The following is a 12,817-nucleotide window of genomic DNA, read 5'->3' as shown; positions in this document are numbered from 1 at the left end:
CGCTTTTTGCCCGGAGCGACCAGAGGAAAACGTAGTTGTCCTCTGAAGCGTAAGTGAAGTACTATGGCAAAAAGAAAAAAACGAACAAGCAAGAAACAAGCTCCAAAAGAGCCAAGTATGTTTTGGCGTGTTATGCGCGGCGTTTTTTTGGTAGTTTTGGGGCTCCTTCTGCTACTAGGAGGCTTTGGTACTGGCGGGTCATTGCCGGTTAAACTTTTTGGTTGGGTTTACGATGCTTTTGGCCTAGCGGGCTACTTTGCTCCCTTAGCGTGTTTTTACTGGGCGGTGCACAAGTTCAAACATGAAGAAAAAGTTGTACCTTTCAGAAACATTGCTAGCATGGCAAGTTTTGTAATCGTTGCCAGCGCATGGTTGCACACAGGGTTTGCTACCCGTGACTCGTCTGAACTGCCTTGGGCGGGTGGCTACGGCGGGGCTGTCGGTAGAACTATAGGCAACGCACTATTGGCACTCTTAGACAAGGTACCTACGAGCATTGTGTTTTTTGTCCTAACGTTTCTAGCATTTTGTTGGACTTTTGATGTTTCGGTCCGTGGATTGTTCGATAAATTACTTAGCCTACGTCGTCAAGAAGGTGACACAGATTTAGATGAGCTAAAAACACGCGAGCCTCACTTCAAATTAAACGAAGGTGTGCCTGTAGAGCATCATAGCCAAGCTGAGCGAAATTCAGTTTCAAAAAATCCGGTCAAGAATGCCGCTGCTGCACTAACCCCGCAAGAAGACCACGAAGCTCTAACAGAGAAAAGCGATCCAAACTGGCAATTCCCAAGCTTGAATCTACTTAATCAAAAGCAGGACAAGGCCGACGCTGGTGACTATGAGACTAACGCCGAAATTATCAAGAGCACACTTAGTAACTTTAGTATTGATGTAGAAATGGAGGAAGTGAATGTTGGTCCACGTGTAACACAGTTTACGCTCAAACCACCTCAAGGTATTAAGCTGTCAAAGATTACTGCGCTTGATGATAACCTAGCTCTTGATTTGGCGGCACGCAGCATTCGTATGGAAGCACCTATTCCTGGCAAGCGAGCTGTTGGCATAGAAGTGCCAAACGTCAAACCAGCGACAGTTCGTCTGGCTGGCGTAATCGATAGCGACGCTTGGAAAAGTAACCAACAGCCGCTCGGTTTAGCGGTTGGCAAGGATATTGCAGGGGTACCTATTGTTGGTTCTCTCGATCGCATGCCTCATCTTTTGATAGCTGGTCAGACTGGTTCTGGTAAGTCGGTCATGATTAATACTCTTCTGGTTAGTTTGCTGTATCGTAATTCTCCGTCTGATCTCAAACTTATTCTGGTCGATCCAAAACAGGTTGAGCTAACATCCTATAACGACATTCCACACCTTTTAACACCTGTAATTACTGAGCCCGAGAAGTGTATTAGCGCTCTCAAGTGGGCAGTTGCGGAGATGGAGAGGCGTCTTCGTCAGTTTAAAGAGCACGGCGCGCGCTCAATTGCTGAGTACAATGATAGGCAGGCCGAAGCTGGTATGCCTTACATCGTGATCGTTGTAGACGAAATGGCTGATCTCATGATGCTTGCTGGCCGTGAAGTTGAGGCTTTAATTGTCCGAATTGCCCAAAAAGCACGCGCTGCTGGTATTCACTTAGTTTTGGCAACACAGAGTCCGCGTGTAGATGTTATAACTGGACTAATTAAAGCTAACGTACCGGCTCGCATTGCCTTTACAGTTGCCGGGCAGGTTGAAAGTAGAATAATACTCGACCAAGTTGGGGCTGAAAAACTTTTGGGTACTGGTGATATGCTTTATGTAACAGCTGACATGCCCAAACCAATCCGCGTTCAGGGTGCTTTGATCATGGGTGATGAAATCAACAAAGTGACAGATTTTCTGCGTATGCAGCGACCACCTCAGTATGATGACGAAGTGGTGAGTATGCCAGTTGTTCTTAATGGTAAAGGCGGCATAGTTCCTGAGCCAGCCGGCGGTGGCAACAGTGATAGTGATGATGATATGTTCCGCGATGCCGTGCGAGTAGTCATAGAAAATCGTAAGGCATCAACCTCACTCCTACAGCGTAGACTGCGTATAGGCTATGGTCGTGCCTCGAGGCTAATCGATGAGATGGAAGAAGCTGGCATTGTTGGCCATGCCGATGGCAGTAAGCCGCGCGAAGTGTTGGTTAGCTCGCTCGATGATGTTTTTGGCGGGGCAACTACTGACGGCGATGAGTCTGCCGTGGTTTCACCTGAAGATGAGCCGCTAACTGACTTTGAACGCGAAATCTAACGCATTTGTTAGCACTTAGCACTTGATACTTTATTCATAATACTTTATACTATATTTAATATTAATTAACTTCTTGGTTGGGGCCTCTGGTGCGCCTAACCTAGAAACCGAAAGAAGTTACAGGTCGGTAGAAGGTAGAAGGTAGATGGTAGATGGTAGCTCATGAGGCTACTAACTACCAACTACCAACTACTAACTACTAACTCGTTTCTTCGCAGAAGAAAGGAGTGACGAATGTCACAATACGAATTAGCGGTGTTAATTCACCCTGATCTTGAGGCAGATCTCGACAAAGCTACCGGCAAAATCGAGAAACTAGTCAAAAGTGTTAAGGGTGAAATCAAGGCTACCGATAACTGGGGTAAGCGTAAGATGGCTTACACTATCAAAGGCGTTAACCATGCCGTCTACGTGTTCTACACGCTAGAGCTTCCGGCAGAAGGCGTAAAGGCTATTAACGATCAGCTTAACATTACAGAAGAAGTTATAAGATTTCTTTTGACCAAGCCTGACCTAAAGGCGATTGCAAAAGCAGAAGCTTTGAAAGCCGAAAAAGCCGAAAAAGCTGCCAAGCGCACCTCGGCTGACGACGAAGAAGACGACAAGGACGAAGAGTAATGAACTGTCTACCTGAAGTATGCCCTAGATGCACCAGAAACGGCAGGGATGAAGGGTGGAGCGACGACGTCTACAAAGCAGCTGCAGGTAAACTGCTTGAAGCTGCTGCTGAGGTTTCTATTGCAGATGAACTTGAGGCAATACGCATCGGCGGCATTACTCCCGAAGTAAGGGGTTTAATATACGAATCCATAGGCGAACAGAGAATTTTTTTTGGCGCAGTCCTTATTTGTGGCCGTAGAATAGGTAAAGGTACATGTGCTGAATGGAAGTTTGATGCCAAGGCAGAGAAGATAGTGTCAGTACGCAACAGCTAGTTCAGAAAGTTGCTCTTTCTAAGGGTAGTAAAAATAACACTTGCACGGATGGCTTGCAAGAGAGTACATTGAAAATACAATAAATAACTAGGACTTAGTTCCTGCAAGGAGGTTTTTATGGCAAGGTCATTCAACCAAGTCATTCTCATGGGCAACTTAACGCGTGATCCAGAGCTTAGGAGCACGCCTAGCGGTCAAAGCGTTTGTAGCTTTAGCCTAGCTTTGAACCGCAGTTACAAAAGTAGCAACGGCGAGTGGCAGGAAGCTACAGATTTCATCGATATCGTAGCTTGGGGTCCACTCGGGGAGCGTGTGGCTCAATACCTGACAAAGGGCAGGCCAGCACTCGTAAACGGCCGGCTGCAAAGCCGTTCTTGGGAGCAAGATGGTCAAAAGCGCAGTAAAGTCGAGGTTGTGGCACAAGATGTAACATTCCTTGGCGGTGGACAAGGTAGTAGCGGTAGCAACGATCATGGCTCAAGCAGTAGCTCTGCAAGTTCAGACGCCCCTAGCGGTAAACCATCCAAGAAAAAAGAAGCCGAGATCGAAGATGTAGACGACGAGCCAATCAATCTCGATGATATACCTTTCTAGGCCTTAGTTGATTAAAGATTAACGATTAAGGATTTACGAAGAATGAGTACGACGATAAAGTCCTTTAAAGACTTAAGGGTTTGGCAGATTTCGGAGTCTATTTGTCTGAGTGTCTACCAAGTTACTTCGGCTTTTCCTAAAGAAGAAGTTTTTGGCTTGATTTCGCAAATGAGACGAGCTGCTGTATCTTTGCCATCTAATATCGCAGAAGGCTTTGGCAGAAGAAGTGCCAGAGAGAAAGAGCAGTTTTATCGACATGCACTCGGCTCATTATTTGAACTAGAAGCTCAGATAGGAATATCAAAAAAACAAACTACCTTTCTAGCGTTTTGGAAGCAGAGTTAATATCAAAAGTAGAAGAACTAAAAGCGGCTTTAATAAAACTCATAAAGGTTAACGGTGAAAAGATTCTTTAATCGTTAATCATCAAACATTAATCTAAAAATCAGGAGGATTTTTACAGTGGCGAAAATTTTTAAACACAGAACAGACGTAGCATTTTTTGATTACAAAGATTTTAAAACATTGCAGCGCTATGTTAATCAATACGGTGCTATTGAAACTCGTAAAAAGACAGGCTTGACCGAAAGTCAGCAGCGTCATTTGAGCGCAGCTGTTAAGCGTGCACGACATTTGGCACTACTGCCATTTGTTTCGGCAAACTAGTTAAATAGTAGCTATGGATATTGATAACCTAAAAGCGGCGATTGACCGGCTGCTTTCGCAAGTTGGTGGCTTTCAAGAGCTGAATGTTGAAGGCCTGAAAAACACCATGTTCCCAGATCATGTGATTTTTGCTTTGCATAATCATCTGGGGAACATACGCCAGCTCATTTATGAGAGTGGTGGGGCCTTCAACGCAACAGATCAAGTTTTGGCTTTTAAGGGCGCGGAACGTGAGATGGGCGAGATTACTGAAAACTTGCTTGTTTTGCATCAAGCAGGAATTATGAAAGACGCAAGTTATCAATATCTAAGCCAAGCAACCCACGAAGTAGCTGAGCTTTTACATAAAGCAAGTGACCCAGATTACAACTAAAAAGGATTTAAAATGGCATTATCAATTACAGAACTAAAAAAAGGTACTATCTTCATGTACGAAGGCGTGCCGCAACAAGTACTAGACTACTCACAAAAAGTCATGGGACGCGGTGGTTCCATTGTTAATGTGCGCATCAAAAGTCTTCTGGACGGTCGTGTGTTAGAAAAAACTTTTAAAGGCAACGAACAACTAGACAGAGCAGATCTAGCGTACAAAAATGTTCAGTATCTTTATAACGACGGCGCTAAATGGTATTTTATGGACGGCGAAACTTACGAACAGTTTGAACTGTCCAAAGAATCCGTTGAGGATCAAGTCGGCTACCTAAAAGAAGGCGACAATGTAAAGGTGATGCTGCTCGACGGCAATGCCGTCAGCATCGAGCTTGCCAAAAATGTCTGGCTAAAAGTAACTTATACCGAAGATGTCGTACGTGGTGACACAAGCAGCGCACTCACTAAGCCAGCAACACTAGAAACCGGTGTTGAAACTCGTGTGCCAGCTTTTATCAAAGTGGGCGACACGATAAGTGTCAGCACAGAAGACGGTTCCTACCGCGAACGAAAGAAGTAGAAAGGTAAATTATGAAACCCTACAACGGGATTGAATTTGTGTGGGGTGGTACATGGTTAAGGTCGCATAGAAAATATATGCAACCCATCATTAAGACGGTTTTAGGTTTGACAGAGGACATAACTGGAGATCTTGGGGTTGAACCACGAACCTCAAAGCGGGCTGCGATTTATCAGTGCAGTCGGACATGGCCTACTTCCGGGGAATCATACGATCAAACAAAATTTGATCTTAACTATCCAGCAGATAGGATAGCTCGCAGGAAAATTGCTCGTAGTGATTTGGAAATAATAGATAGTGTGCAGTATGCCTTTCACGAACTCTTGCATTGTGTACGTTTTGAAACGCACCAAGTAGACAGTCTGCTCGAATATGCGGCCAGTGAAGGAATTTCTTACCTGGGTGCTACGTTGGCTGCGTCAATACTAGATGGTGAAAGGGTTTTTGATGCCTTTGGTATTGCGGCAAACTTCACACAAAGTTTCCGCAATTCATTACTAGACAAGTTACTAATTGATGAGCAATCTAACAATGGTGATGATAAACCGGGCACTGGTCCAAAGTTCGAGGAGTGGTTTGAGGTAAGCGACAAAAAGCAAGAACTGCCTCTAGGGCCGATACTAGGAATGCTAAGCGTGGTCGATTTGTACTATCAGGGTATGGCATTTGGTGAAATAATTACACTTCCAGCAGAACGAATAATGTTCGCTGGTATACGGTTGGGAAATGAAGCGGCGGCTTGATCAAGTTTTATTTTTGTCAGGCAAGACTCAGTCGCGGTCTAGGGCCGAGGATTTGATTAAGCGCGGCACGGTGCGAGTTAACGGTAATGTTATTACAAAACCGGCTTTCGAGGTTTCAGCTAGTGACAAAATTGTAGTTTCAGCTACAGCAGGAAAGTACGTATCACGAGCAGGCGAGAAGCTGGCTTCTGTAGCGAGAGAGCTAGGGCTAGATTTTACAAATAAAGTCGTTTTGGACGTGGGCAGTAGCACGGGAGGCTTCACGGATTTTGCACTGCAAAATGGTGCTAGTAAAGTTGTTGCAGTTGATGTTGGCACGGATCAACTTCACCCAACACTGTTAGGAAATCCCAAAATTGAACTGCACGAAAAGACTGATATTCGTGAGATTTGGCTACAAAGTAGCCAAATAGAACGAGGAACGAAGAACGAGGAACGAAGAGTAGTACTCTCCGAAGTACCAGACATAGTAGTGATTGACGTGAGCTTTATTTCGATGCGAAAAATACTACCTCACATCTCTTTATTCGTTAATAACAAAACATTAATCATAGCTATGCTCAAGCCTCAGTTTGAAGCAGGCAAGGAGCAAATTAACAGGGGTGTAATCAAAAATAGCAAAGTTCGTCGCGAAATTATTCACGACTTCGAAAGCTGGGTACAAAATTTGTTCAAAATAGTTGACAAAGCTGATTCTGGACTTGCCGGTAGCAAAGGAAACGTCGAGCGATTTTATATGCTAAAAAGCTTGCGTTAATAGAAGGACTTGAGCTAAACTATGCTCAGTTCAATAAAGAACAAAAATTATTAAACAAAAGCTAAAAAATTCTTACTTGGTTCGTTAGGGTTTTTTGGTTAAAAAAGAGACAAAAACTTTAAAATGAGCGTTATTCCGTTTACGTCGGGCCTGCGAAAGTTGGCCGGGCAGAGTTATATTTACGATCAACCTCGAAGAGTGGGCAAGCGTAAGCGTGGTTTGTTTCAATTTGTTCGAGTATTGAGTGTACTTATTATTGTTGGAACTATGGTCAATAGTATCGCTGCTAGTTTGTTTGTAAGCGCCTCTAACAGCGTTCAGCCGCTAGCCTATGCAGAGGCAGAGAGTAACAGGTCCGATAATGAGAAATTAGATTTGAAAGAGATAAAGCCAATTGTTTTTGTGAAGTCCGGCAACAAGCTAGAAGACGCTGTTCGGGCGTGGATAAGCCAACAGCCCGGTAGTTTTAGTGTAGTTGTACAAAATCAGGAAAACCAAGAAACGTTGGTAGATATATCTGGTGACAAGCAGTTTTTTGGCGCAAGTGTCTATAAACTCTACGCTGCCTACGCTGCGTTTTTAATGATTGATAGCGGTAAGTGGAAAGCCGAAACTGAAGCACTGCCAGGAAAGAGTATTGGAACGTGTATAAAGCTGATGATTATAAACTCAGATAACGATTGTGGTCAGGCCATAGCGCGTAAGTATGGCTACAATCCACTCAATAAACTTTTTAGAGATCTGGGCTTAAAAAATACTGAACTAAATGGTCTTATGTTTACAGCCAAAGATTCGGTGAAGTTGCTGAATGCAATTTCTTTTGAAGAGCGATTGTCGGCAGCTAGCCGACAAAAGTTGATCGGCTATATGAAGTCTCAGGTCTATAGGCAGGGAATACCACGCGGCTTTGCTGGCGCAGAAGTTGCCGATAAAGTCGGGTTTTTGGGCTCAGCAAATAACGATGTTGCTATCATCACTTTATCCGACGGCACTCAATTGTCAGTAGCGATTTTTAGCGAAGGTAGCAGTCTATACAAAATTGGCGACCTAGCTAAAATAATCAAAGCCAACCTCTAAACTCTTAAATAATCCATATAACAAAAAATAACAGATGTCAGGGTCAGACCCTGTTATGTAACTAAAGTACCAATTACACAAACAGGTGTTTATTTAAAGCTCACCACTTTAGTTGTATGTGGCGAAAGTTGATGCCAAAGCTTACACTTCTTAGGCTAGACGTTGAACCTGAACTCTACCACATCGCCCTCACGCATCTGGTAGGTTTTGCCTTCGGTGCGAACCTTGCCAGCCGACTTGGCTGCTTGCTCGCTGCCGGCCGCAACTAGGTCGTTATAGTCTACGATTTGTGCAGCTATGAAGCCTCTTTCGAAGTCGCCATGTATTACGCCGGCTGCTTGTGGTGCCGTCCAACCCTTTTTTATGGTCCAGGCGCGGACTTCTTGCTCGCCAGCGGTTAAGTAGCTTTGCAGCCCCAGTAGGTCATAGGCCGAGTGGATAACTTGGTTGAGCCCAGACTCACTAGCGCCGTAGCTTGCCAGCATTTCAGCCCTGTCGATATCATCTAGTCCACGCAGCTCATCTTCTAGCTTGGCGCTAACAAAAAGAGCGGGGGCGGGTGTGACGATGTTACGAAGCTTAGTTTTCAGCTCGTTGCTACTTAGTGCGTCGTCATCGATGTTAAATAGATACAGAATCGGCTTTAAAGTCATAAGCTGCAGTTCTTTTTGGAGCCAACCTCTTAGCTCATGGCTCATGACTCCTGACTCTGAAAAAAGAGGCTTGCCTGAGTCAAGTATTCCGTGTACCGTCTCTATGTAATCTAGCATGGGTTTTAATTTTAGATTGGCTTTGGCCTCTTTTTGAATACGGGGCAGGCGTTTTTCGACTGTTTGCAGGTCAGCTAGCACTAACTCAGTAGCGACTACATCTATGTCGTGTTCTGGGTCTCGTGAACTATCGCTTCTGATTACATCGCCACTTTCAAAGGCTCTCACAACCTGTAGGATTGCATCACAAGCACGTATATGACTCAAGAACTGATTGCCCAGGCCTTCGCCTTTACTTGCACCTTCAACTAGCCCCGCAATATCTACAAAAGTTACTGTGGCGGGCACAATTTTCTTACTTTTGTACATATCGGCCAGCTTGCCTAGGCGCTCGTCTGGTACCGGTACAATGCCGGTGTTTGGTTCAATCGTGGCAAAAGGGTAATTAGCCGCCAGCGCATTCGCATCTGTCAGCGCATTAAAAAGAGTGCTCTTGCCGACATTCGGCAGCCCAACAATCCCAATCGATAAACTCATAATAACTAGTATCAAGTATGAGGGATAAAGTATCAAGTATGTTTAATACATAAGCATATTGACATTTGTCAAGTTATTTGATAAGATAACAGAGAGTAAAGCAAAAATAAAAACTATGACCGCAGTACTAGAACAAAAGCCTCTAATAAGCCCAGATCAATTACCAACCGAACAAAGTGGTGCCATACCTGCTATTGGACGTGTTGGTTTATCAGGTGTTGTAGTATCGGCAGGGCATTTTTATCGCGCTGATGAACAGTTCATAGGCAGGACCCCTGAGGGTGAGCACAGAATTATTATTGGCTCAGGTTCACAGGAAGGTAGAACAAAAAAAGAAGTAGTAGGTGCTGGTAAGGACGTTGAGTTAGCGTTGCACGATAGCCTGGAACGAATGCGTACATTGGAGACGGTTCATACACGTTCTTTAGCTCACATTGAGATGACAGACACAGCATTTGCTAGTTTTACGACCCTTGAGCACTACAATCCTAAAGTAGCACCAAGCCGCGAAACGTACCCTGTGCCTGATTACTTGGAAGCGTCACTAACTGACTGTGGCAATGGCGACCACACCTATCGCAATACAGTAGAGGAAGAAGGCTGGCAAACGGAGTTGCGTACTGTCCTTGCTCACTACCTCCAAAACGACAAAAGCGGTCAACAGTTAGTAGAGAGTCTAAAGATTCGTTCATTAAGTCACTTGACTCCCGAACAAGCGGTAAAGCTTAGTGCTGCGTTTGTTCAAAGTGTCTCACGGTACACCTACGAGGACATTGGCTTAAAAGATTTATCAAGAGCTGACCAGTCAACCACTTCTGAGTTACTAAGAGAAGGCATAGCTAGCAGGAAAGACCCTAATTGGAAGGGTAACGGCGTTTGCAGAAACGTAGCCTCAAACGTAAAGGCTGTATTTGAAGCTCTCAAGGCAACACAAACCGAACTAAGTATGCTAAATAATACTTATGCTGTTTACGGCGGAGGTAAAGACGGTGCGGGTTATGCTGACTCACGAGCAGACGGTTTTAGTACGAGCACCGGTGAAGGAAGTGGACACGCTTGGAATACATTTGTAACTGTAGACAAAGATGGATCGTCAGTGTCTACCATTATTGATGCAACGTGGGCACTAGGTGAGGACGCAGGTTCAGCAATTGAACATTTAGACCGAACAGAAGTCCGAGCTGTCGGACAGCTTATGCAATTGTTCGAAACGAGTAGGGTAAAGACAAAAGCATTTGTTGGACTGACCGACTACGTTCAAAGGTTAATCAGAAGTACCTCTGTAAATCCCCGGCTCAGTAAGTCTGGGCGTGAAGGTGTCCGTGAAAACGCTACAACTGAATATCTCAAGGCAGCCGCACAATTGCCAGAAATGCCTGAAGATTATCATTTGCCAGAGGATATTCTAAGTATCGCTTATCAACTGAGAGGAAAGCTGGATCCTGTAGAAGTAGCTACACTTTTTGCTTTAGACAAAGCAAGCGGTGGTTTTGAGCAAGATCGTGTTAAGGTAATAATTGCTGACTACGACGGTAAAAGGACAGTACCTATACCTGGCTGGAGAAGTGCCGAAAATCTAATTTTTAGTGATTACGAACTACAGATTTTAGCGCTAGACGCAGTTGGTGAGCAACGAGTCATAGAGCTCTCCGAGCAAAGTGGTGCATTTCGTGCACGACAGCGTGAAGTACGTCCAGAAACACTACCGCTCTTTAACCCGTCAGAGCGTCCTGCTGACGCTCAAGAGCTTAGTCACTTCGCAAGTCAGAATGGTGTACATGACAAAGATCCTAAAACAATTATGAGACAGCTCAATAACAGGCTTAAAAAGCTTGCTGGTGATGACGCTATTTATGAGGCAATAGTTGCTGGGCGGAGTGATTACGACCTAGCAAAGAATTTCGGTACTATCACGAAAGCTTTACGCAGTAAGCCTAAGAGCTAGAGGTCTGTAACTCTTCATTTGTCTTAACAGTACGTTCGTTGGAATAGCTACGATCACCTCTATCCGTCGGTAGCATAGTTAGTCTTAGCACAAAAGGTAATTGGGCTGCGCAGTATCTGTCCCAATCTGTAAACTCATAATAACTAGTATCAAGTATCAGGGATAAAGTATCAAGAGCCGTGTAAGTCATCAGTATTGATCCAGCGGATTGACGTAAGTGTATATACTGCATACAATGTATACATGAGTAAAATTCAATACACTATAAGGAATATACCACCAGCGGTTGACATGGTTATAAAAAAGCGCTCTCAAAGAACTGGAAAATCTTTTAACCAGACAGTAGTAGATTTGTTAACTATGCAAACTTTCGGAACTACGCAGATTCAAGCTGAGACTGGGTTCGATTGGCTTTTTGGAGCTAACACACTTGATGGGTCATTTGACGAAGCGATTGCTGATTTGTCTAAAATAGATAAAAAGTTATGGCAGTGAGCAAAGTGAAACTGCTGATTGATACTAGTGCTTATTCGGCATTCAACAGAGGCGATGGCCGCTTGCGTGAATATTTTCGGCCAGATTCGCAAGTTTTAGTGCCGCTTGTTGTCGTTGGCGAGCTAAGAGCTGGCTTCGCACTTGGAAACAGGCCGAAAGAAAACGAAGCACTCCTCCAGAAGTTTCTAGACATGCCGAATGTTAATACAGTTACGATCAGTGACAAAACCACCAAACTCTTCGCCGCTATATTCAAAAAACTTAAGCAGCAGGGCACACCAATCAATACCAACGATATGTGGATCGCGGCTCTGACACTCGAGTACGATTGTTTATTGCTTTCTCTAGATTCAGATTTTGGCAGAGTGCCCGAACTACCTGTTGCTAAAATCTAATTTGCGAATTTAACGTTGCGCGCTTTTTTGTATGGCTTAGCTGTCACAGCACCTGCGAATAAAGAGTTTGTATCAAGTGTGAGGTATAATGAGGCGATGAAAAGGATCAATGAGTTTTTGAACCGTAGCGCTTGGGATCTAAAGCGCATTTATCCTTACTTGCTGATTGTTTTTAGTGCGGTTGCACTGCTGGCAGCGGTAGTTCTGATGGTTGAGGAGGTGCATCTACTTAAAAACCCGACCGCTCAGCTGGGGTGTGATCTTAACCCGATTATTTCTTGCGGTTCGGTCATGAAGTCTTCTAGCTCGCATGTTTTTGGTATTCCAAATCCAGTTTTTGGCATCCCAGCCTTTGCAGGACTCATAGCCATCGGGGTGATGATGCTTCTAACTGGGCGACCGAAACAGCGATGGTTTTGGGTAGCGCTACAGTTCGGCGTGCTGGCCGGGCTTGTCTTTGTTCTCAACCTGATGTACCACAGTATTTTTGTGATTGGCGCTTTGTGCCCATGGTGTATGACAACCTGGGCGGTAATGATCCCGCTGTTTTTTTACACGACGCTGTATAACATTAGCGAAGGGCATATAGCCGTAAAAGGTAGCTTGGCCCGAGCTGCCGCTTGGGTTAGGCGAGAACATGCACTGGTACTTTTCGTAACCTACGCAGCTGTAATATGGCTAATTCTGTACAAGTTCTGGTACTACTGGTCGACACTTTTGTAGGCTATCTTCAA

General features: G+C 44.5%; 15 protein-coding genes and 1 pseudogene. 15 read left to right on the top strand and 1 reads right to left on the bottom strand.

The window, feature by feature from the left end; all coding sequences use genetic code 11:
- Positions 1-63 precede the first annotated feature (63 nt).
- The 11 genes and pseudogenes from IPO96_01425 to IPO96_01375 all read left to right on the top strand — a co-directional run bounded on the left by IPO96_01425 (position 64) and on the right by IPO96_01375 (position 8,001).
- Positions 64-2,280 (top strand): DNA translocase FtsK 4TM domain-containing protein, encoded by a 2,217-nt coding sequence (locus tag IPO96_01425; protein ID QQS65197.1) that lies wholly within the window; start codon positions 64-66, stop codon positions 2,278-2,280.
- A 234-nt stretch (positions 2,281-2,514) separates the two neighbouring features.
- Positions 2,515-2,898: a 30S ribosomal protein S6 gene (rpsF, locus tag IPO96_01420; protein ID QQS65196.1), complete on the top strand. Its 384-nt coding sequence runs from the start codon at positions 2,515-2,517 to the stop codon at positions 2,896-2,898.
- A complete protein-coding gene (locus IPO96_01415; GenBank protein ID QQS65195.1) occupies positions 2,898-3,215 on the top strand; it encodes a hypothetical protein in 318 nt (105 codons plus the stop codon). The genes rpsF and IPO96_01415 overlap by 1 nt, the downstream gene beginning before the upstream one ends.
- A 117-nt stretch (positions 3,216-3,332) precedes the next feature.
- Positions 3,333-3,809, top strand: a complete 477-nt coding sequence (locus IPO96_01410) for a single-stranded DNA-binding protein (GenBank protein QQS65194.1) — start codon at positions 3,333-3,335, stop codon at positions 3,807-3,809.
- A gap of 42 nt (positions 3,810-3,851) precedes the next feature.
- A pseudogene (locus IPO96_01405) lies at positions 3,852-4,225 on the top strand (four helix bundle protein).
- Between the two features lie 46 nt (positions 4,226-4,271).
- The gene (gene rpsR / locus IPO96_01400; GenBank protein ID QQS65193.1) at positions 4,272-4,475 is read left to right on the top strand and encodes a 30S ribosomal protein S18; all 204 of its coding nucleotides are present in this window, start codon (positions 4,272-4,274) and stop codon (positions 4,473-4,475) included.
- A gap of 13 nt (positions 4,476-4,488) precedes the next feature.
- The gene (locus tag IPO96_01395) at positions 4,489-4,848 is read left to right on the top strand and encodes a hypothetical protein (GenBank protein QQS65192.1); all 360 of its coding nucleotides are present in this window, start codon (positions 4,489-4,491) and stop codon (positions 4,846-4,848) included.
- A 12-nt stretch (positions 4,849-4,860) separates the two neighbouring features.
- Entirely contained in the window at positions 4,861-5,424 is a 564-nt protein-coding gene (gene efp, locus IPO96_01390) for an elongation factor P (protein QQS65191.1), read from the top strand.
- Positions 5,425-5,501: 77 nt separating this feature from the next.
- The gene (locus tag IPO96_01385) at positions 5,502-6,167 is read left to right on the top strand and encodes a hypothetical protein (GenBank protein QQS65190.1); all 666 of its coding nucleotides are present in this window, start codon (positions 5,502-5,504) and stop codon (positions 6,165-6,167) included.
- Complete coding sequence (locus IPO96_01380) at positions 6,151-6,924, top strand: TlyA family RNA methyltransferase (protein QQS65189.1); 774 nt, start codon at positions 6,151-6,153, stop codon at positions 6,922-6,924. The genes IPO96_01385 and IPO96_01380 overlap by 17 nt, the downstream gene beginning before the upstream one ends.
- A gap of 123 nt (positions 6,925-7,047) precedes the next feature.
- Positions 7,048-8,001, top strand: a complete 954-nt coding sequence (locus IPO96_01375) for a serine hydrolase (protein QQS65188.1) — start codon at positions 7,048-7,050, stop codon at positions 7,999-8,001.
- A 155-nt stretch (positions 8,002-8,156) separates the two neighbouring features.
- Here IPO96_01375 and ychF read toward each other — a convergent pair whose 3' ends face one another.
- Positions 8,157-9,248: a redox-regulated ATPase YchF gene (gene ychF / locus IPO96_01370; protein QQS65187.1), complete on the bottom strand. Its 1,092-nt coding sequence runs from the start codon at positions 9,246-9,248 to the stop codon at positions 8,157-8,159.
- A gap of 115 nt (positions 9,249-9,363) precedes the next feature.
- Between ychF and IPO96_01365 the strand changes: the two genes are divergently transcribed.
- The 4 genes from IPO96_01365 to IPO96_01350 all read left to right on the top strand — a co-directional run bounded on the left by IPO96_01365 (position 9,364) and on the right by IPO96_01350 (position 12,806).
- Positions 9,364-11,193, top strand: coding sequence for a hypothetical protein (locus IPO96_01365; protein ID QQS65186.1), 1,830 nt, complete (start codon positions 9,364-9,366; stop codon positions 11,191-11,193).
- A 243-nt stretch (positions 11,194-11,436) separates the two neighbouring features.
- The gene (locus IPO96_01360) at positions 11,437-11,688 is read left to right on the top strand and encodes a hypothetical protein (GenBank protein QQS65185.1); all 252 of its coding nucleotides are present in this window, start codon (positions 11,437-11,439) and stop codon (positions 11,686-11,688) included.
- Positions 11,685-12,083 carry a type II toxin-antitoxin system VapC family toxin gene (locus IPO96_01355; protein ID QQS65184.1) on the top strand — a complete coding sequence of 133 codons (399 nt, stop codon included), beginning with the start codon at positions 11,685-11,687 and terminating at the stop codon, positions 12,081-12,083. Before IPO96_01360 ends, IPO96_01355 begins: the two co-directional genes overlap by 4 nt.
- A 96-nt stretch (positions 12,084-12,179) precedes the next feature.
- Positions 12,180-12,806 carry a vitamin K epoxide reductase family protein gene (locus IPO96_01350; GenBank protein ID QQS65183.1) on the top strand — a complete coding sequence of 209 codons (627 nt, stop codon included), beginning with the start codon at positions 12,180-12,182 and terminating at the stop codon, positions 12,804-12,806.
- Positions 12,807-12,817 lie beyond the last annotated feature (11 nt).

The sequence above is a fragment of the Candidatus Saccharibacteria bacterium genome, from assembly GCA_016700315.1.
Classification (GTDB): Bacteria; Patescibacteriota; Saccharimonadia; order Saccharimonadales; family SZUA-47.
Note: the sequence above shows the minus strand (reverse complement) of the source record. Positions and strands in the feature narration are given on the sequence as shown.